Genomic DNA, 18,865 nt, shown 5'->3' with positions numbered 1-18,865 from the left:
GCAGCAGCAGCTCCAGAAGGCGATCGAAAACGCTCCGATGGTGAAGTCGGCGGTCGAGGCGAAAGGGTTCAAGTCCAGCGACGTGCTCATCGCCCAGCTGAACAATGACGGTGTCCTGACGGTCGTCACCAAGCGGGCGGGCTGACCGGGTTCGCTGGTTCCATGGATGCATGAAAGGCCCGGTCTCCGCGTGGAGACCGGGCCTTTTGTGTCGTCGCCACCGCCCCGTTTCGGACGGCGCTTTGAGAAGCGCGAGAAGCTGGCTATGGCCACTCCTTGAAGAACAAGGAGCGGCGCATGACCTGGTCCATCGTTGCGCAGGACGCGCGAACCGGAGCGTTTGGCGTCTTGTGCGCGTCGAAGGCGCTGGCGGTTGGGGCGGTCGTCCCCTACGGCGCAGGTCGGACCGGCGCCATCGCGACGCAGGCCTTCGCAAATCCATTCTTCGGCGTCGACGGGCTGAGGATGCTTCAGGAAGGTTGTTCTGCACGCGACATCGTCTCGGCTCTGTCCGGGTCGGACGAAGGCCGCGATCACAGGCAGCTGCATGTGATCGATCGCGCGGGCGATGTGGCGGCTTATACCGGCCCGGCATGCATCGCATGGAGCGGCAGCGTTTGCGGTCCGCAGGTTTCCGTCGCGGGAAACATGTTGGCAGGACCGCAAGTCGTCGAGGAAACGCTCAAGGCCTATATGGCCGCGCCCACGCTCGATTTCGACGAGCGCCTGATCGTGGCCATGGAGGCTGGCGAGCAAGCGGGCGGCGACAGCCGGGGCAGGCAATCCTGCGCCATTCGCATCTGGACCGAAGCCCCGTTTCCGAGCTTCGATTTGCGTGTCGACGACCATCCCGAGCCCCTGAACGAGCTCCGGCGGCTCTGGCGGCTGGCCCATCAGGGCTATGTGCCCTTTCAGACTGCCCTGCCGTCCCGCTCGCATCCGGCGGGCTTTACGGATCGAGATGCCGTCTATCGCAAATGCGCCGAATATGCCGAGTCGTGGAACGCTGGGCATCCCGAGTAGCCGCCGGTCCCATTCGCAGGATATTCCGCTGTCCGCCCGATAAAACCTTCGCGGCGTCGAGCATTCCCGCCCCATAGAAAAAGCCCGCCCCGGAAGGTCCGGGGCGGGCTCTTTTCCGCGAGGGCTGCAATCAGCCGTCGAGATCAGTTCTCGACATAGGTGATCTTGCCGTCGGCACCCTTCTTCCAAGTGTAGACGGTGTAGTCCGGACGGGTGATGTCGCCCTTCTTGTCGAAGCCGATGTCGCCGATCACGGTCTTGACCGGCTGGCCGCCATGCAGCGCGTCGGCGATCTTCTTCGGATCGACCGAGTTGGCGCGCTTGGCGCCCTCGGCCATGATCTGGACCGCGGCGTAGCTGTAGAGCGTGTAGGCTTCCGGCTTGAAGTTCTTGGCTTCGAACTTCTTGATGACGGCGGCCGCCTCCGGGCGCTTCTGCGGGTCCGGCGGGAAGGTCATCAGCGTGCCTTCGACGCCGGGGCCGCCGATCGTGGCGAACTCGTCGGTGGTGATGCCGTCACCCGAGACGAGCACGGTCTTCAGGCCCTGGTCGCGCATCTGGCGCACGATCAGGCCGCCCTCGGTGTGCAGGCCGCCCCAGTAGAGATAGTCGGCGCCTGCCGCCTTGATCTTCGAGACGAGGGCCGAGAAGTCCTTCTCGCCGGCGTTCACGCCTTCGTAGAGCACTTCCTTGACGCCGCCCGCATTGAGACCCTTCTTGGTCTCGTCGGCGAGGCCCTGGCCGTAGGTCGTCTTGTCGTGGACGATGGCGATCTTCTTGTCCTTGAAGTTCTTCAGCAGATAGGCCGAAGCGACAGCGCCCTGCTGGTCGTCACGGCCGCAGGTCCGGAAGGTGTTCCAGAGGCCGCGCTCGGTGATCTTCGGATTGGTGGCCGAAGGCGAGATCATCAGGATGCCGTTCTCGGCATAGACTTCCGAGGCCGGCATGGTGACGCCGGAGTTGAAGTGCCCGACCACCCACTTGACGCCGTCGCCGACGAACTTGTTCGCGACGGAGACGCCCTGCTTCGGATCGGAGACGTCGTCACCGGTGCTGACGGTGATCTTCTGGCCGAGGACACCGCCGGCGGCGTTGATATCCTCGACCGCCTGCTCGGCGCCGTTCTTGAGCTGAGCGCCGAAAGCGGCGTTCGGACCAGTGATCGGGCCGCCGACGCCGAGCTTGATCTGAGCATTGGCCACGCCCGAGAAGGCGAGGACCGCGCCGAGCGCGATGCCGCCCAACAGCAGTTTCTTCATGAKATGCAACTCCCCTCTAAGGATCCGTTCAAACGGGCCAATCTCCTTAGGCCCGTCTCGGCGCGTTTTGCCGCTCCAAACCGCAGTCTTGCGCGTTTCGAGCAGCCTGTCACGCGACAAGCTCGTCAAACTTTCAGGTCAATTCCGGCTTGATCACGGCGCCCGGGCGGGGCTTCCAGCCGAAGGGGCCAGCGCGCTCGAACAGCCAATGATATTGCCGCGTCATCTGCTTGGCGCGGTTGTAGCGCCAGCCCGCAAAGCCGAAGACGAGCAGCACCACCACGTCGACCAGATAGTAATGGATCGTCAGCAGCGTCGCCTCGAACAGCGCGAAATGGATGARGCGTACGAACAGGCCCAGCACCATCATGTAGACGACGAGCTGCCAGTTCGGCCGCCAAGTCAGCGCGATGGCGCGGCCCGACATCCAGGCGAGCCAGCCGCCCATCACCACCGTGACCAGCAGGAAGAGCCAGATCGTCGGTTCTTCGTAGACGATGCCTTGCATCAGATGCTCCAGGCTTCACCGGGCTTCCAGAACCGCCGACATCACCCTAGCGATGGCATGGCGGGCAGGCAGCCGTCTCTCATCAAAAAGTTGCAGCGGAGACCATTCGGTTTCCGCTGCCGCGATCAGTGCCGTCCGCCTTCGAGATAGGCGGCGCGGACCTGCGGGTTGGCCAGCAGTTCCTTGCCCGTGCCGCTCATGGTGATGACGCCGTTGACCATGACATAGCCGCGATGAGCGAGCTTCAGGGCATGGAAGGCGTTCTGCTCGACCAGGAAGACGGTCAGGCCTTGCGTCCTGTTGAGCTCGCGGATCGCCTCGAAGATCTGCTTGACGATCAGTGGCGCCAGGCCGAGCGAGGGCTCGTCCAGCAGCAGCAGCTTCGGCCGGGCCATCAGGGCGCGCGCGATGGCGACCATCTGCTGCTCGCCGCCCGACAGGGTGCCGCCGCGCTGCTGCAGCCGCTCCTTGATGCGCGGGAAGAGCACGCAGATCTTCTCGAGATCCTCGTCGAAATGCTCGAAATTGCGGACGGCTGCGCCCATCTGCAGGTTCTCGAACACCGTCATGCGCGGGAAGATGCGTCTTCCCTCGGGGGATTGCGCTATTCCCAGCCGTGCGATCTCGTGGCTCGGCAGCCGGGTGATGTCGCGGCCCTCATAGGTGATCGTGCCTTCGCGGGCCTGYGGATTGCCGAATATCGTCATCATCAGCGTCGATTTGCCGGCGCCGTTGGCGCCGATCATCGTGACGATCTCGCCGGCATTGACGTCGATGTCGATGCCCTTCAACGCGATGATCTTGCCGTAATAGGTCTTGACGCCGCGGGCGGCGAGGAGAGGCTGGGTCATAGTCACGAGATGCCGACCTCCGCTCCGACCTCTTCGACCTCCTCGTCATCCACGCCGAGATAGGCGGCGATGACCTTCGGGTCGGCCTGCACCTCGGCCGGCGTGCCGTCGGCGATCTTGGTGCCGTAGTCGAGCACGACGACGTGGTCCGAGATTTCCATGACCACCGACATGTCGTGCTCGATCAGCAGCAGGGCGGTGCCGAGTTCRCTGCGGATCGAKWGCAGMAGCGTGTTGAGATCGTGGCTCTCGCGCGGGTTCAGGCCGGCGGCCGGCTCGTCGAGGCAGAGCAGGACGGGGTCGGTGCACATGGCCCGCGCGATCTCGAGCCGGCGCTGATCGCCATAGGGCAGGTCGGCGGCGGGATCGTCGGCGCGTGCGGTCAGGTTGATCTTGTCGAGCCAGAACTTGGCCTTCTCGATCGCCTCCTTCTCGCGCGCCTTGTAGCCGCCGATGCCGAGCACGCCGAGGAAGGTGAAGCCCGAYGCGATCATCAGCGGGTTGTGCTGSGCGAYRAGCAGRTTCTCCAGMACSGTCATGCCGCCGAAGAGGCGGATGTTCTGGAAGGTGCGGGCGACCTTTGCCCTCCAGGAGATGCGGAAGTCCGGCATCCGCTCCAGCAGAAAGCTCGCGCCATCCTCCTGGGTCAGGGTGATCATGCCCTGCGTCGGCTTGTAGAAGCCGGTGATGCAGTTGAACACCGTGGTCTTGCCGGCGCCGTTGGGGCCGATCAGGGCGGTGATCTCGCCCTTGCGCGCCTCGAAGGAGAGGTCGTTGACGGCGGTCAGGCCGCCGAAGCGCATGGTGACGTGCTCGACCTCGAGGAGAGGGCGGCCGTGGGCTGCGGGAGCGTTGGCCATCAGCCGTGACCCTCCTGCACGAGGTCGGAGGAGATCGTCTTCTTCTCCTTCAGGAAGGCGGTGGGCTCGCGCACCGAGATCAGGCCGCGCGGCTTCCAGATCATGATGACGACCATGGCGAAACCGAAGATCAGCATGCGGTATTTGGTCGGGTCGAAATCGGCGCCGAAGATCGCCTTCATCCATTCCAGCTCGCGCAGCAACTCGGTGCCGCCGATCATCGCGATCGCCGCAATGGCGCAGCCCCAGAGCGAGCCCATGCCGCCGAGCACGACGATGGCGAGGATCACCGCCGATTCCATGAAGGTGAAGGATTCAGGCGAGATGAAGCCCTGGCGCGCGGCGAAGAAGGAGCCGGCGAAGCCGCCGAACATGGCACCGATGGAAAAGGCGGTGAGCTTGGTGTTGGTGGTGTTGATGCCGAGCGAGCGGCAGGCGATCTCGTCSTCGCGCAGCGCYTCCCAGGCGCGCCCGACCGGCAAGCGGCGCAATCGCAGCGTCACGAAGGCCGTCAGCAAGGCCAGGCATAGGATCAGATAGTAGAGGAAGATCGTTCGGTACAATGGTGAGAATTCGAGTCCGAACACCGCGGCGAAGCCGTCATCATTCGCTGTGAAGGGGATGCCGAAGAAGCTGGGGCGCGGGATGCCGGAGATGCCGGCATAGCCGTTCGAGAAGTTCGTCCAGTTCACCAGGACGAGGCGGATGATCTCGCCGAAGGCCAGCGTCACGATGGCGAGATAGTCGCCGCGCAGGCGCAGCACGGGGAAGCCGAGCAGCATGCCCCAGAAGGCGGCGAGGAAGCCGGCGAGCGGCAGCAGGATCCAGAAGGACAGGCCGAAATTCTTGGCGAGGAGCGCGTAGGAATAGGCGCCGACGGCGTAGAAGGCGACGTAGCCAAGATCGAGCAGGCCGGCGAGGCCGACGACGATGTTCAGCCCCCAGCCGAGCATGACGTAGATCAGGATCTGGACGCCGAAATTGTCGATCCATTTCAGCGAGCCGCCCCAGCCGGTGAGGCCGATCGCGATTGCCGGGAAAGCGACGAGGAAACCGAGGCCGAAGAGCGAGAACAGGCGCGAATGGCGCTGGAAGAAGGCGATCGTGCCATGCGGCAGGAGGCGCACCGCCGGCTTGCCGGGGACCCGGCTCTGCTGGCGCAGCGCCACCAGGAAGCGGCCGATGAAGACGATGGCGACGGCCCAGGCGACAGCCTCCCAGCGCTGGTCGAGGACCAGCACGTTGTCCATGTTCTGGCGCGTGCCCCAGGCGATGATGGGAATGCACAGGCCGAAGGTGACGAGGGCGGCGAAGCCGGCCTCCTTCAGCGCGGCCTTGATATCGCGGCCCCGGGCCGGTGCGGCGGCCTGGCCGGTCTTGGTCTGGATCGTCGCCATGGCGTCAGACCTTCTCGACTTCCGGCCGGCCGAGGATGCCGGAGGGCATGAACACCAGCACGATGGCAAGGATGCAGAAAGCGGCGACGTCCTTGTAGTCGATGGTGAAATAGGCCGACCACATCACCTCGATCAGGCCGATCAGCAGGCCGCCGAGGACGGCGCCGGGCAGCGAGCCGATGCCGCCGAGCACCGCGGCCGTGAAGGCCTTGACGCCAGGTGTGAAGCCGTCGGCGAAATTCACCACGCCATAGAGCACGAGGTACATCACGCCGGCGACGGCTGCGAGCGCCGCGCCCATGATGAAGGTGATCGAGATGGTGCGGTCGACGTCGATGCCGAGCAGGGCGGCCATCTTGCGGTCCTGCTCGCAGGCGCGCTGGGCGCGGCCCAGGGGCGTCTTCTGTACGATGTACCAGAAGGCCAGCAGGAGCACCGCCGTCGTCACGATGATGACGATCTGCTTGTAGGAGATCTGGACCGAGTAGGTCGCGCTGTCGATCAGCGTGATCGACTTGTTCAGGATCGGCGGGATCGACTTGTTGCGCGGGCCCTGCGCCACCTGCACGAAATTCGACAGGAAGATCGACATGCCGATCGCCGAGATCAGCGGCGCGAGCCGGAAGGAGCCGCGCAGCGGCCGGTAGGCCACCCGCTCGATCGTCCAATTCCACAGCGAGGTGAAGAACATTGCCAGGCCCAGCACGATGACCAGCGCCAGAAGCACCATCCCGGCGCTGGTGCCGAGGACCGCCGTCACGAGCATGAAGAAGATCAGCGCGATGAAGGCGGACAGCATGAAGATGTCGCCGTGGGCGAAGTTCACCATGCCGATGATGCCGAAAACCATCGTGTAGCCGATGGCGATGAGACCGTAGATCGATCCCAATGTCAGCCCATTGATGAGCTGCTGCAGAAATACTTCCATTGAAGACGCCGACCCCTCGAACCAGCTCCCGTTCTTGTCGTCAGCATGTCGCTGGCGCATGCGGGATGCGATTGCCGCGCAGAGCTACCAACGGCTTGCGCTGACGACAATCACTCCGGGCCGTATTTCTGTCAAAAGCAATCTCGCGCGAATTGCCTCGAGAATGTGCAGAACTCTCTGCGGCGCCGCGCGCATTTCACGCATGATGATTGTGCGCTGGGCGCGTGGATTTTGGCGTGCGATGAGCCGGGGACTGCGATTTTCGCCGCCCGGGGTCGCTTCACGGGTCTGGCGCCGGGACGACGACCGGACGCGAATCCATCTGACGCAAGCGTGATTGTGGCTCCTCCCTTCATGCGAAGGTATGATGCTGGGACGGACCCCCGGCCCATCCTGGCCGTCGAGGGCAGGAGACCGTCGAGGTGGGCGCCGACTCGGGTGCGGGGCTGTGGCGGAGCCATGGCGGGCGCCGGCAGTGCCTCTCGGAAGAGCGGCTCTCCCTGTGGTGGCGCGACGGGCCGCGCGAGCCGGGCTCGTCTGGCAATCGCCGCCGCGAGCGGCTACATGGGCAGGGTTGCGCGCCAGTCGCAGCATGAGCCGCAGAGCTGATGACAAAGACCATCCAACCTCTCCCGCCGCTGGCGGAACCACTCACGGGACAGGCTTATCGCGATGCGATGGCGCAGGTCGCCAGCGCCGTGCATGTGGTGACCGCGCGGGGGCCGGCGGGCCGGCTCGGCATGACGGCGACCGCCGTCGCCTCGGTTTCGGACACGCCACCGACCGTCCTCGTCTGCATCGAGCGCTCCAGCCGCACGCTGGCCGCGATCGAGGCGAGCGGCATCTTCTGCATCAACACGCTGCCGGCGCATGGCGTCGAGACCGCCGAGATCTTCGCCAGCCGGCGCGGCCTCCAGGGCGAGGAGCGGTTCGCGGCCGATCGCTGGACCGAGCTCGTCACCGGCGCTCCGGCCCTGCTCGATGCGCTCGCGGCCTTCGATTGCCGGCTCGTCTCCGTGCATGACATCGCCAGCCACCGTGTCCTGATCGGGGAGGTGGTGGGGCTCGGCGGCCGGGCGCCCGAGAACGATCTGGGCGGCAGCCTGATCTATCGCCGTCGCCGCTTCGAGGCGGTCTGAGTCGGCTACCCGCCGGACGTTTCACCATCGGCCGCGGCGAATGCGAGCCGCCCAGCTGCCGACAGCATGATTCTGCGGCCGGAGAGGGCCTTCTGTTCTTCCGCGGAGAGGCGGAAGGCGGGCGGCGTCGGCCAGCCCATCTCGCGGGCGACGATCAGGCCGAGCAGCAGGATGGCGTCGGGCTCATCCATCAGCAGGGCGGCCGGCGCCTTGCCGGCATGGACGAGCTCCAGCAGCACGGCGGAAGCGGAAGACGAGCCGACGGTGCCGGGCAGGGCCAGCACCGTGCCGGCGATGTTGCGGCCGCGCTCGGGATGACGCGCGTCGATGATGGTGCCGCTGCGCGGATCGACGCCACCCCAGAAGCTGATCGGCGCCGTAAGGGCGAGGCAGAGGCCGCTTGTCGGCGCGCCGGGGATGAGCGGCTCGGCGGTCAGCTCCATTGCCGCGGTTCCCTGACGAGACGGCCGGCGACGGCACTCTCGACGCATTCGCTGAGCGAGCCGTAGATCACGGCGTAGCCGGTGTTGCCGGGCGCGTAATGGGCGAACTTGCCGGAATTGGTCATCAGCACCGCGCCGTCGAGTTCTGGCAGGATCGGGGTGACGACGACGCAGGTATCGACGACGAAGACGATGCCGGCCTGCTCCAGTGCCTTGCGCCGGCCGGAGCGTTCGAGCGGTGCCAACACGTGTCGGCCGGTATTGGCGTAGAGCGGGAGCCTGAGCCGCCGGCCGGCGAGCAGCCGTTCGAGCTCGTCGACCTCGGCCGGCGAGAGATGGGGCGAGCCGATGGCGACGGCGTCGATGCGGCCGGTCCCGCCGGCGGTCGAGAGACCGGCGAGCGCGGTGGCGACATCGCCCGGCGCCAGTATGATGCGCTCCCGTGGCGGCTCGCCGCCCAAGGCCGCCGCGACGTCCGGTGCCTCCGGCGTCATGCCGGCGACATGGAAGAGACCGACCCCGCCGGCCGATGCAGCCGCTGCGCCCAGCGCCTTCAGCCGGTCCTCGGTGGTGTAGTCCTGCAGGCCATCGATGACGGCGACGGCGCTGCCGGCGCGGCGGCCGAGGATCGTGCCGAGCACCGGATAGAACACGTCGGAACGGCGCAGCTCCGGCGACAGCCCGGTCGTGTCGATCACCAGCGATGCCAGGCGGTTCTGCCGCCGGTGCAGGCCGTAATCCGGCGCGCGCCCGCTGATGGCGCAGGCGATGTCGAGGAAGTCGCCATAGCGGTTGGTACGCGCGCCGAGCACCGAATTGCAGAAGACGACGGCATTGGATTCGCCCCAGGCGACGTCCGTGCCGGCGACGGGGCGGTGTCCGGCCTGATAGGGCGCGCAGGTCCAGCTCGGCTCGCAGCCCATGGCCTCGTAGGCGCGCRTCATCCGCCGCGCCATCTCATGCTCATGCGGAGGCAGCCGGACGACAGCGCAGCCCGCCGGCGTCAGCGCACCGACATTCAGGCTCGCCCGCACCGCGACCCGCGCGCCGCCCTCCACCAGCCGCTCGGCGAAGAGCGTGCCGGAATCGCCATGGTAGAGCGCGCCGTCGATATGGGCGGATGCGATGGGGATGAGCCCGGGCGCGCCCATGAGGCGGGCGGCCTCGGCCACGATGCGCAGCGCCATCGCGGCACCTTCGCCGCGCTCTCCGGTGGCGACGGCGCGTTCATCGGCGGAGAGCTCGACCATCGAACCTCTTCAGCGGAAAGAGCGACCGGACGATGGCCGCCGATCTGGCCCTTGTGCAGGCAAGGGATTTTCGACCATGGATAGGGGACTGGATACCCTGCGAGCCGGGCCAGCCGCAACCGCTGCACCCGGCCGAAGCAATACGGAGACGCGCCATGGCGATGACGATGAGCGGCGAGGCGACCTTGCCGGCCAGCAAGGAGGTCGTCTGGGCGAAGCTCAACGATGCCGATGTGCTGAAGGCCTGCATCCCCGGCTGCGAYCAGCTCACCAAGGACGACGAYACGCATMTGTCRGCGGTGGTGAAGGTSAARCTCGGCCCGGTGAAGGCGACCTTCAAGGGCAAGGTCGAGCTCACCGATCTCGACCCGCCCAACGGCTATCGCATCCAGGGCGAAGGCGAGGGCGGCATTGCCGGTTTCGCCAAGGGTGGCGCCAAGGTCATGCTCTCCGATGCCGAGGCCGGGCAGACGCTGCTGCGCTACGAGGTCGAGGCGCAGGTCGGCGGCAAGCTGATGCAGCTCGGCTCGCGGCTGATCGATTCGGTGTCGAAGAAGCTCGCCGACGAGTTCTTCGCCAATTTCGCCAAGGCGGTGAGCGAGGGCTGAGGCGGCCGATCGCGGCCCTCAGGACGCCTTGCGCAGCGCTTCCAGCGCCTTGCTGACCGTGGCTTCCGCCGAGCCGACCTGCAGCGCGATGTCGGCCGCCGCGGCGTTGGCGCGCTCCAGGGTCCGGTGCGTCATGTCGAGGCTGTCATTGACGGCGGTGGCGCTGGCGATCGCCTCGTCCGAGCTCTGCGCGACCATCGAAGCATCGCGCGCGATGCTGGCGGTCACCGTGCTCTGCAGGGAAACGGCCTCGGAGATCGCCTCCGAATCGTGGCGGATGGCATCGACCGTCGCGGCGATGGCGGCGGCGTGCGTGCTGCAGGCCTCGGCGCTCGCCGCCAGTTCCGCGATCTGACCGGCGATGTCCTGTGTGGCGCTGGCGGTCTGGGTCGCCAGCGACTTGACCTCGGAGGCGACCACGGAGAAGCCGCGCCCCGCCTCGCCGGCACGTGCGGCCTCGATGGTGGCGTTGAGCGCCAGCAGATTCGTCTGGGCGGCGATGTCGGCGATCATGCCGACGACCTTGCCGATGCTGCCCGTCACCTCGCGCAGGCGCTCAACGGCGTCGTTCATTTGCGCGGTGTCGAGCACGGCCTGGTTGGTGATCGTCAGGTTCTTCAGGGCGCGCTGGCCGATATCGGCGAGGTTGGCCGACATCTCCTCCGTCGCGGCGGCAGTCTGGAACGACTTCTCCCGGACGGAGACCGAGGCCCGGGCCACCTTGCCGACCGTATCCTTGATGAAGGCGGTGGCGCGCCCGGTCTCGGAGGCGGTCGAGACGAACTGCTCGACCGCGCCGCTGATCGTGTCGTCGAGGCGGCCGATGCGGCTCTTGAGCGTTGCCGCCGTCTCGTCGAGCGCGATGCTCCGGCGGCGGGCTTCCTCGGCTTCGCTCTCCTGATTGATCGTCATCGCCGTGTTGACGTCGTAGGTCAGGACACGCTCGATGACGAAGAGATCCTCGGCGAACTGCCGTGGCGAGAGCAGAAAGCGGCGCCGGCTCTCCAGGCAGAGCTCCCGGAGCAGCGAGAAAGCGATGGAAGCGCGCGCCCGGGTCCGGACGTCGGCCTGCCGCTCGAGTTCGCAGAGCCGATTCATCGAAGCGATATAAGCTTCGTCGAACGTGCCCGCGAACAGCAGGCGGAAATGCTCCGCCTCGGCGGCGTGGAGGGTCTCGGAAACGGCGGCGACGCGGTCGCGAAGCGTGGCGTGGATGGCGAAGGCGCGCTCGAAATCGGCCGCCACGAGGCCGTCGATCATGCGGTCGACGATGGGCCGGTAGAGCTGCAGCCGGCGGCGTTGGGGGTCGTTGAAGCCGATCGCGTTCAGCCGTCGCTGAATTTGGTCCATCATCAACGGCACGGTGCGGCTCGCTCAGGGGGCCGGTCATCGGTCCACACTCCGTTTTGATCCATTCCAAGGAAAAGCTGCCTGATGAGGCAAGCCGCTCCGGGAGGGGAGCCGGCTTCACCGAGGTGATCGCTCACAGGTGCGCCGGGGGAGGGTCACAGGAGATATGCTCATGACCACTGTTTCTCTGACGGTGAACGGCAAGGCCGTCTCCGCCAATGTCGATCCGCGCACCCTTCTGGTGCAATTGCTCCGGGAAAACCTGCGCCTGACCGGCACCCATGTCGGCTGCGACACCAGCCAGTGCGGCGCCTGCGTCGTGCATCTCGACGGCAAGGCGGTGAAATCCTGCACCACGCTCGCCGTGGCGGTCGACGGCGCCAGCGTGACCACGATCGAGGGCCTTGCCCATGACGGCACGCTGCATCCGATGCAGGAGGCCTTCCGCGAGCATCACGGCCTGCAATGCGGCTTCTGCACGCCGGGCATGATCATGGCCGCCGTCGACATGGTGAACCGTCGCGGCCACACCCTCGATGAGAAGACGATCCGCGAGGATCTCGACGGCAATATCTGCCGCTGCACCGGCTACCATAACATCGTCAAGGCGATCGCCGCCGGGGCGGAGGCGATGGGCAAGGGCGCCGCACCGGTGCGTCAGGCTGCCGAGTGAGTCTCGGCTCGCGCCGAGGCGCGGGCTTTTCGTCCTTCATGCGTTCCAGGCAGTGAGGCGCCCGCGAGAGGCGCCGTGCGAGGAGGGAACACCATGTCCGCCACCGGAATCGGCGCCGCAGTCCGCCGCAAGGAAGACCACCGCTTCATCACAGGCCAGGGCCGCTATACCGACGACATCAACCGGCCGGGCCAGGCCCATGCCTATTTCCTGCGCTCGCCGCATGCCCATGCGAAGATCAAGTCGATCGACACCAAGGCCGCGGCCGGCATGCCCGGCGTCATCGGCATCTTCACCGGCGCCGATCTCGCCAACGACAAGATCGGCGGCCTGATCTGCGGCTGGATGATCCACAACAAGGACGGCTCGCCGATGCGCGCCGGGCCGCATCCGGCGCTGGCCCAGGGCAAGGTCCGCTATGTCGGCGACCATGTCGCCGTGGTGGTGGCCGAGACTCTGGCGCAGGCGAAGGATGCCGCCGAGGCGATCGCGGTCGACTACCAGGAGCTGCCCGCCGTGGTCGATACGGCCAAAGCCGTCGGGGCCAAGACCGTGGTCCATGACGAGGCGCCCGATAACAGCGTGTTCAACTGGCATCTCGGCGACAAGGMYGCGACCGARAAGGCSTTCAAGGCGGCCAAGCACGTCACGAAGMTCGACCTCGTCAAYAAYCGCCTSGTGCCGAACGCGATGGAGCCGCGCGCGGCGGTCGGCGACTATGATGACGGGGAGGGCATCTTCACCCTCTACACCACCAGCCAAAACCCGCATGTGGCGCGGCTCGTGCTCTCGGCCTTCATCGGCATCGCGCCGGAGAACAAACTGCGCGTGATCGCGCCGGATGTCGGCGGTGGCTTCGGCTCGAAGATCTTCATCTATGCCGAGGAGACGGTCTGCGTCTGGGCGGCGAAGAAGGTCGGGCGGCCGGTGAAGTGGACGGCGGACCGCACGGAAGCCTTCCTCTCCGACGCGCATGGCCGCGACCACGTCACCCACGCGGAACTCGCGACCGATGCCGAGGGCAAGATCCTCGGCATGAAGGTGCACACCACCGCCAATTTGGGCGCCTATCTCTCGACCTTCTCCTCCTCGGTGCCGACCTATCTCTATGCGCCGCTTCTGTCGGGGCAGTACGACATTCCGGCGATCTATTGCGAGGTCGACGCGGTCTATACCAACACCGCCCCGGTCGATGCCTATCGCGGCGCCGGGCGGCCGGAGGCGACCTTCGTGGTCGAGCGCCTGATCGAGATCACGGCGCGCCAGCTCGGCAAGGATCCGGCCAAGTTCCGGATGCAGAACTACATCAAGAAGTTCCCGCACCAGACGCCGGTCATCATGATGTACGATGCCGGCAATTACGGCGCCTCGCTGAAGAAGGCGCTGGAGATGATCGACTATAAGGGGCTCGGCAAGCGCAAGCGCGACTCCGCCCGCAACGGCAAGCTGCGCGGCATCGGCTTCTCCTCCTATATCGAGGCCTGCGGYATYGCRCCKTCGGCYGCGGTCGGCTCGCTSGGSGCYGGCGTCGGYYTGTGGGAATCGGCSGAGGTSCGGGTCAAYCCSGTYGGSACSGTCGAGGTGCTSACSGGMTCGCACAGCCACGGCCAGGGCCATGAGACGACCTTCGCCCAGCTTGTCAGCGACCGGCTCGGTATCCCCATCGACAACGTCTCGATCATCCATGGCGACACCGACAAGGTGCAGATGGGCATGGGCACCTATGGCTCGCGCTCGGGCGCGGTCGGCATGTCCGCGATCTTCAAGGCGATCGACAAGGTGATCGCCAAGGGCAAGAAGGTCGCCGCCCATGTGCTGGAGGCCGACGAGGCCGATATCGATTTCGCGGACGGGCATTTCGCGGTGAAGGGCACCGACCGCAAGCTCGATTTCGGCTCCTGCGCGCTGCAGGCCTATGTCGCGCACAAGTTCAACGGGCAGGAGCTRGAGCCGGGGCTGAAGGAGGGGGCGTTCTACGACCCGACCAACTTCACCTTCCCGGCTGGCGTCCATATCTGCGAGGTCGAGATCGATCCGCAGACCGGCGTGACGACGATCGAGCGCTGGGCGGCGGTCGACGATTTCGGCAACATCATCAACCCGATGATCGTCGAGGGGCAGGTCCATGGCGGTATCGCCCAGGGTGTGGGCCAGGCGCTGCTCGAAGGCGCGCGCTACAATGCCGACGGCCAGCTCGTGACCGCGAGCTTCATGGACTACACCATGCCGCGCGCCGACGATCTGCCCTTCTTCGATGTCGGGATGACGGTGACGCCATGCCCGTCGAACCCGCTCGGCATCAAGGGCTGCGGTGAGGCCGGGGCCATCGCCTCTCCGCCCGCCGTCATCAACGCCATCACCGACGCGCTCGGACATGAGGACATCGCGATGCCCGCCACGCCGCAGGCGGTGTGGCGCGCGGCGCAGAAGTCGATCAGCCGCATGGCGGCCGAGTGAGCTGAAAGGACAAGCCGATGTACGCTTTTACCTATCACAAGCCCACCAGCGCCCGGCAGGCGGCGACGCTGCTCGCCAAGAAGGAGGACGCCAAGCTCCTCGCCGGCGGCCATACCCTGCTGCCGACGATGAAGCAGCGGCTGGCCTCACCGTCGGCGCTGGTCGATCTCGGCGCCTGCGCCGATCTCAAGGGCATCACCGTCAAGGGCCGCAACATCGTCATCGGCGCGATGACGACGCATGCGGAGGTCGCGGACTCGCCCGAGATGCAGAGCGCGATCCCGGCTCTGGCCTATCTCGCCGGGCATATCGGCGACCCGCATGTGCGCCATCGCGGCACGATCGGCGGCTCGGTCGCCAATAACGATCCGGCGGCTGACTATCCGGCGGCGCTGCTGGCATTGGGCGCCACCGTCGTCACCAACAAGCGCAAGCTGACGGCCGAAGACTTCTTCACCGGACTCTACGAGACGGCTCTGGAGGAGGGCGAGATCATCACCAAGGTCTCGTTCCCGATCGCCTCCAAGGCGGGCTATGCCAAGTTTCGCAACCCGGCCTCGCGCTACGCTATGGTCGGCGTCTTCGTCGCCAAGCGCGGCAGCGAGATCCGCGTCGCGGTGACGGGGGCGGGCGATGGCGGGGTCTTCCGCTGGCCCGAAGCAGAAGCCGCGCTGAAGACCCGCTTCGCGCCGAAATCTCTGGACGGGCTGAAGCATACGGCGAAGGGCATCAATGGCGACATCCATGCCGATGCCGAATACCGCGCCCATCTGATCGGCGTGATGGCCAAGCAGGCCGTGGCGCAGGCGACAGGAAAAGCCTGAGCTGGCCATCGCGCGTCATGCTCGGGCTTGACCCGAGCATCTCAGGCCGGGGACGGCGCCAATCAGCGCCTTCTCGTCACGAGATTCCCGGGTCTGCGCTTTGCTTCGCCCGGGAATGACGCGAGGGCGTCAATAAAAGAAGCGTTCCTCGACGATCTTGCCGTCTCCGATCGTGTAGAGGCCRACTTCGTCCATGATCCGCCGTTCGCCGGTTTCCTTGACGGTGACGTCGACATGGAAGCGGACCGCGAACTGGTCGCCGTTGAGATAGGGACCTTCGCTGCTGAAGTCGTGCATCTCGTGATGGGCGGCCCACCATTCGCCCTTCTGCCTGACCGCTTCCTTGCCGCGGCAGACCGCCATCGGCCCCGGCATGTTCTCGTAGCTGACGATATCCTCGGCGTTGAAGCGGCTGGCGGCCTCGTCGTGCTTGCCTTCCTTGAGGAGGGCGGTGAAATCCTTGGCGATCTGTTCGGTGCTCATGATCCGTGCTCCGTTGTCTTCGTGTCGGAAGGCCGGCGGCTGGAGGCTACAATTCCTGCCACCCCGCCATGTCAGCAGCATGGCTGTGCGCCGCGGGTTATGTCGCCGACCGTGCGCTCGCGACCGTGCTGTTCCTGGCGCTCAGGATGAAGCGGCCGCTGCTGCTGGAGGGCGAGGCCGGCACCGGCAAGACCGAGATCGCCAAGGTGCTGGCGGCGGGGCTTGGGCGCCGGCTGATCCGGCTGCAGTGCTATGAGGGGCTCGACCTCGCCTCCGCCGTCTATGAGTGGAACTATGCCGGGCAGATGATGGCGATCCGGCTGGCGGAGGCGGGTGGTGCTGCCGGAGACCGCGAGCGGCTGGAAGGCGATATCTTCTCCGAGAAATATCTGGTCAAGCGGCCGCTGCTGCAGGCGCTGGAGCCGCAGGAGGGCGGGCCGCCGATCCTGCTGATCGACGAGCTCGACCGCACCGACGAAGCCTTCGAGGCCTTCCTGCTGGAAGTACTGGCCGATGCGCAGGTGACGATCCCCGAGCTCGGCACGGTCAAGGCGGCCGAGCCGCCGATCGTGATCCTGACCTCCAACCGCACGCGCGAGATCCATGACGCGCTGAAGCGGCGCTGCCTCTATCACTGGGTCGGCTATCCCGATGCGGTGCGCGAACTCGCCATCCTGAAGGCGCGCGTGCCGGAGGCGCCGGGCAAGCTCTCGAAGCAGCTGGTCGGCTTCGTGCAGGCGATCCGGAAGGAAGAGCTGTTCAAGGCTCCGGGCGTCGCCGAGACGCTGGATTGGGCGACGGCGCTGGTCGAGCTCGATGCGGTTGCGCTCGATCCCGCGATCGTCTCCGATACGCTGGGCGCGCTCCTGAAGTATCAGGACGACATCCAGGCGATGCAGGGCTCGAAGGTGAAGGAGCTGCTGGATCAGGCCAAGGCCGAGGCGGGGCGCTGATCCATCGACCGCGGCAGCAGACCGATTGGCGAGGCGCGAGGGAGGCTGTCATGAATGCGGACATCAAGGCCGTCGAAGCCACGGTGCGGACCTATCTCGACGGGCTCTATGAGGGCAACGCCGAGAAGCTCGCCCATGTCTTCCATCCCACCAGCGCGCTGACCACGGCCCGCGAGGACGGCACGATCCAGATCCTGCCGTGCGATCAATGGCTCGAACTGGTGCGCAACCGGCCGTCGCCACAGGCGAGCGGGCTTCAGCGCGACGACCACATCCTGACCATCGATCTCGTCGGGCCGACGCTGGCGTTGGTCAAGGTCAAGTGCCAGATGCCGCCGCGCTACTTCACCGACCTTCTGTCCCTGCTGAAGATCGAGAGCCGCTGGCAGATCGTCCAGAAGGTGTTCATGACGGAGACGGTCGGGGCGTGAGCGGGAAGCTCGCCGAGAACGTCGCCTATTTCGCCCGTGCCTTGCGCGCGGCCGGCTTGCCGGTCGGGCCAGGGGCCGTCACCGAGGCCGTCGAGGCGCTGGCCGAGGGCGCGCTCGGCGGGCGCGAGGAGATGTACTGGGCGCTGCATGCGATCTTCGTGAAGAAGCATGAGGACAGCGCGGTCTACGACCAGGCCTTCCGGCTGTTCTGGCGCCGGCGCAACCTGATCGAGAAGATCATGGCGCAGATGTCGCCGGTCTCGCCCGGCGCCGAGCGCCAGCCGGAGAAGGCGGAAGCCGGGGCGCTCAGGGTGGCGGAAGCCTTCACCCCGCCGCCACGCGAGGACGAGCCGCCGGCGGAGCTCACCGAGCTCACGGCGCGACTCACCGTCTCCGATCGCGAGATGTTGAAGTCGCGCGACTTCGCCCAGATGAGCGCGGCGGAGATCGCGCGCGCCAAGCAACTCATCGCCGAGCTCAGCCTGCCGGATGACAGCATTGAAACGCGGCGCTTCCGGGCGGCGGCGCGGGGCCTGCGCATCGATCCGCGCCGCACCTTCCGCCGCTCGCTGCGCGGCGGGGGCGGCTCGATCGACCTCGCCTTCCGCGAGCGGGGGCAGGTGCATCCGCCGGTCGTCGCGCTGGTCGATATCTCCGGCTCGATGGCGGAATATTCGCGCATCTTCCTGCATTTCCTGCATGCGCTGACCGAGAAGCGCCGGCGCGTGCATTCCTTCGTCTTCGGCACGCGACTGACCAATGTCACGCGCATGCTGAAGGCGCGCGACCCCGACGAGGCGCTGGCGCTGGCCGGCAAGGCGGCGCCCGACTGGGAGGGCGGCACGCGGATCGCGACGGCGCTGCACACGTTCAACCGCGTCTGGTCGCGGCGGGTTCTGTCGGGCGGGGCGGTGGTGCTGCTCTTCACCGACGGGCTGGAGCGCCATCTCGATGACAGCCTCGCCTTCGAGATGGATCGGCTGCATCGCTCCTGCCGGCAACTGGTCTGGCTCAATCCGCTGCTGCGCTACGATGCCTTCGCGGCGCGCGCCAGCGGCATCAAGGCGATGCTGCCGCATGTCGACTCGTTCCGGCCGATCCACAACCTCGCGGCGATGGCCGATCTCTGCGCCGCGCTGTCGCGGGACGCAGAGCGGGAGAGCGATCCGCGGCTCTGGTTGAAGAAGACGGGTTGAGGCATGATCTTAGCGGAGCTAGCCCGCATCCTGAGGAGCGATCGCAGATCGCGTCTCGAAGGATGCTCCAGCCTGCTCTGGAACATCCTTCGAGATGTCGCTTTCGCGGCTCCTCAGGATGAGGGCTGAGGAGATTGGCATCATGATCAGCACCGAAACCGATATCCTGCGCGCTGCCGAGGAATGGGCGGCGGCCGGCCGTGGAGTCGCCATCGCGACCGTCGTCGAGACC

19 protein-coding genes are annotated in these 18,865 nt (G+C 66.5%); 9 read left to right on the top strand and 10 right to left on the bottom strand.

The window, feature by feature from the left end:
• Positions 1–297 precede the first annotated feature (297 nt).
• Positions 298–1,023, top strand: coding sequence for a DUF1028 domain-containing protein (locus tag AB4Y99_RS18905; protein WP_038359920.1), 726 nt, complete (start codon positions 298–300; stop codon positions 1,021–1,023).
• Between the two features lie 143 nt (positions 1,024–1,166).
• Here the strand turns inward: AB4Y99_RS18905 and AB4Y99_RS18900 are convergent, their stop codons facing one another.
• The 6 genes from AB4Y99_RS18900 to AB4Y99_RS18875 form a co-directional block, all read right to left on the bottom strand.
• Complete coding sequence (locus AB4Y99_RS18900) at positions 1,167–2,282, bottom strand: branched-chain amino acid ABC transporter substrate-binding protein (protein WP_038359919.1); 1,116 nt, start codon at positions 2,280–2,282, stop codon at positions 1,167–1,169.
• 133 nt (positions 2,283–2,415) lie between these two features.
• Positions 2,416–2,790, bottom strand: a complete 375-nt coding sequence (locus AB4Y99_RS18895; protein ID WP_441524392.1) for a DUF6867 family protein — start codon at positions 2,788–2,790, stop codon at positions 2,416–2,418.
• A 125-nt stretch (positions 2,791–2,915) separates the two neighbouring features.
• Positions 2,916–3,641: an ABC transporter ATP-binding protein gene (locus AB4Y99_RS18890; RefSeq protein WP_038358534.1), complete on the bottom strand. Its 726-nt coding sequence runs from the start codon at positions 3,639–3,641 to the stop codon at positions 2,916–2,918.
• A 2-nt stretch (positions 3,642–3,643) separates the two neighbouring features.
• A complete protein-coding gene (locus AB4Y99_RS18885; RefSeq protein ID WP_441524391.1) occupies positions 3,644–4,501 on the bottom strand; it encodes an ABC transporter ATP-binding protein in 858 nt (285 codons plus the stop codon).
• Positions 4,501–5,889: a high-affinity branched-chain amino acid ABC transporter permease LivM gene (livM, locus tag AB4Y99_RS18880; RefSeq protein WP_441524393.1), complete on the bottom strand. Its 1,389-nt coding sequence runs from the start codon at positions 5,887–5,889 to the stop codon at positions 4,501–4,503. Before livM ends, AB4Y99_RS18885 begins: the two co-directional genes overlap by 1 nt.
• A gap of 13 nt (positions 5,890–5,902) precedes the next feature.
• Positions 5,903–6,826, bottom strand: coding sequence for an ABC transporter permease subunit (locus AB4Y99_RS18875; RefSeq protein WP_038358524.1), 924 nt, complete (start codon positions 6,824–6,826; stop codon positions 5,903–5,905).
• A gap of 608 nt (positions 6,827–7,434) precedes the next feature.
• Between AB4Y99_RS18875 and AB4Y99_RS18870 the strand changes: the two genes are divergently transcribed.
• The gene (locus tag AB4Y99_RS18870) at positions 7,435–7,965 is read left to right on the top strand and encodes a flavin reductase family protein (protein ID WP_051987458.1); all 531 of its coding nucleotides are present in this window, start codon (positions 7,435–7,437) and stop codon (positions 7,963–7,965) included.
• 5 nt (positions 7,966–7,970) lie between these two features.
• On the opposite strand, the gene AB4Y99_RS18865 is transcribed toward AB4Y99_RS18870, so the two are convergent.
• Entirely contained in the window at positions 7,971–8,408 is a 438-nt protein-coding gene (locus tag AB4Y99_RS18865) for an aconitase X swivel domain-containing protein (RefSeq protein WP_441524390.1), read from the bottom strand.
• Positions 8,399–9,658 (bottom strand): aconitase X, encoded by a 1,260-nt coding sequence (locus tag AB4Y99_RS18860; RefSeq protein WP_441524389.1) that lies wholly within the window; start codon positions 9,656–9,658, stop codon positions 8,399–8,401. The genes AB4Y99_RS18865 and AB4Y99_RS18860 overlap by 10 nt, the downstream gene beginning before the upstream one ends.
• 155 nt (positions 9,659–9,813) lie before the next feature.
• Here AB4Y99_RS18860 and AB4Y99_RS18855 point away from each other — a divergent pair, with 155 nt between their 5' ends.
• Complete coding sequence (locus AB4Y99_RS18855) at positions 9,814–10,266, top strand: SRPBCC family protein (RefSeq protein WP_441524388.1); 453 nt, start codon at positions 9,814–9,816, stop codon at positions 10,264–10,266.
• A gap of 18 nt (positions 10,267–10,284) precedes the next feature.
• Here AB4Y99_RS18855 and AB4Y99_RS18850 read toward each other — a convergent pair whose 3' ends face one another.
• The gene (locus AB4Y99_RS18850) at positions 10,285–11,619 is read right to left on the bottom strand and encodes a methyl-accepting chemotaxis protein (protein ID WP_441524387.1); all 1,335 of its coding nucleotides are present in this window, start codon (positions 11,617–11,619) and stop codon (positions 10,285–10,287) included.
• A gap of 169 nt (positions 11,620–11,788) precedes the next feature.
• Here AB4Y99_RS18850 and AB4Y99_RS18845 point away from each other — a divergent pair, with 169 nt between their 5' ends.
• The 3 genes from AB4Y99_RS18845 (at position 11,789) to AB4Y99_RS18835 (ending at position 15,570) form a co-directional block, all read left to right on the top strand.
• On the top strand, positions 11,789–12,289 hold the full coding sequence (locus AB4Y99_RS18845) for a (2Fe-2S)-binding protein (RefSeq protein WP_162720209.1): 501 nt from the start codon (positions 11,789–11,791) through the stop codon (positions 12,287–12,289).
• A 93-nt stretch (positions 12,290–12,382) separates the two neighbouring features.
• Complete coding sequence (locus AB4Y99_RS18840; RefSeq protein WP_441524386.1) at positions 12,383–14,746, top strand: xanthine dehydrogenase family protein molybdopterin-binding subunit; 2,364 nt, start codon at positions 12,383–12,385, stop codon at positions 14,744–14,746.
• Between the two features lie 17 nt (positions 14,747–14,763).
• The gene (locus tag AB4Y99_RS18835) at positions 14,764–15,570 is read left to right on the top strand and encodes an FAD binding domain-containing protein (protein WP_441524385.1); all 807 of its coding nucleotides are present in this window, start codon (positions 14,764–14,766) and stop codon (positions 15,568–15,570) included.
• 129 nt (positions 15,571–15,699) lie between these two features.
• Here the strand turns inward: AB4Y99_RS18835 and AB4Y99_RS18830 are convergent, their stop codons facing one another.
• Positions 15,700–16,053 (bottom strand): nuclear transport factor 2 family protein, encoded by a 354-nt coding sequence (locus AB4Y99_RS18830; protein ID WP_038358516.1) that lies wholly within the window; start codon positions 16,051–16,053, stop codon positions 15,700–15,702.
• Positions 16,054–16,121: 68 nt separating this feature from the next.
• Between AB4Y99_RS18830 and AB4Y99_RS18825 the strand changes: the two genes are divergently transcribed.
• The 3 genes from AB4Y99_RS18825 to AB4Y99_RS18815 are packed head-to-tail and all read left to right on the top strand — an operon-like array spanning position 16,122 to position 18,633.
• On the top strand, positions 16,122–17,006 hold the full coding sequence (locus AB4Y99_RS18825; protein ID WP_441524384.1) for an AAA family ATPase: 885 nt from the start codon (positions 16,122–16,124) through the stop codon (positions 17,004–17,006).
• Positions 17,007–17,056: 50 nt separating this feature from the next.
• Complete coding sequence (locus AB4Y99_RS18820) at positions 17,057–17,437, top strand: nuclear transport factor 2 family protein (RefSeq protein ID WP_038358512.1); 381 nt, start codon at positions 17,057–17,059, stop codon at positions 17,435–17,437.
• Complete coding sequence (locus tag AB4Y99_RS18815) at positions 17,434–18,633, top strand: vWA domain-containing protein (RefSeq protein ID WP_429067611.1); 1,200 nt, start codon at positions 17,434–17,436, stop codon at positions 18,631–18,633. The genes AB4Y99_RS18820 and AB4Y99_RS18815 overlap by 4 nt, the downstream gene beginning before the upstream one ends.
• The last annotated feature ends 232 nt before the right edge of the window (positions 18,634–18,865 follow it).

This window comes from Allobosea sp. TAB14 (assembly GCF_052113865.1).
GTDB classification, from domain to species: Bacteria; Pseudomonadota; Alphaproteobacteria; order Rhizobiales; family Beijerinckiaceae; genus Allobosea; species Allobosea spartocytisi.
Note: the sequence above shows the minus strand (reverse complement) of the source record. Positions and strands in the feature narration are given on the sequence as shown.

What these genes read in the sequence shown, in the direction of transcription:
- AB4Y99_RS18905 (WP_038359920.1), top strand. Translation starts at nt 298, where the DNA reads ATGACCTGGTCCATCGTTGCGCAGGACGCGCGAACCGGAGCGTTTGGC.
- AB4Y99_RS18900 (WP_038359919.1), bottom strand. Translation starts at nt 2,282, where the DNA reads ATGAAGAAACTGCTGTTGGGCGGCATCGCGCTCGGCGCGGTCCTCGCC.
- AB4Y99_RS18875 (WP_038358524.1), bottom strand. Translation starts at nt 6,826, where the DNA reads ATGGAAGTATTTCTGCAGCAGCTCATCAATGGGCTGACATTGGGATCG.
- AB4Y99_RS18870 (WP_051987458.1), top strand. Translation starts at nt 7,435, where the DNA reads ATGACAAAGACCATCCAACCTCTCCCGCCGCTGGCGGAACCACTCACG.
- AB4Y99_RS18865 (WP_441524390.1), bottom strand. Translation starts at nt 8,408, where the DNA reads ATGGAGCTGACCGCCGAGCCGCTCATCCCCGGCGCGCCGACAAGCGGC.
- AB4Y99_RS18850 (WP_441524387.1), bottom strand. Translation starts at nt 11,619, where the DNA reads ATGATGGACCAAATTCAGCGACGGCTGAACGCGATCGGCTTCAACGAC.
- AB4Y99_RS18845 (WP_162720209.1), top strand. Translation starts at nt 11,789, where the DNA reads ATGACCACTGTTTCTCTGACGGTGAACGGCAAGGCCGTCTCCGCCAAT.
- AB4Y99_RS18835 (WP_441524385.1), top strand. Translation starts at nt 14,764, where the DNA reads ATGTACGCTTTTACCTATCACAAGCCCACCAGCGCCCGGCAGGCGGCG.
- AB4Y99_RS18825 (WP_441524384.1), top strand. Translation starts at nt 16,122, where the DNA reads ATGTCAGCAGCATGGCTGTGCGCCGCGGGTTATGTCGCCGACCGTGCG.
- AB4Y99_RS18820 (WP_038358512.1), top strand. Translation starts at nt 17,057, where the DNA reads ATGAATGCGGACATCAAGGCCGTCGAAGCCACGGTGCGGACCTATCTC.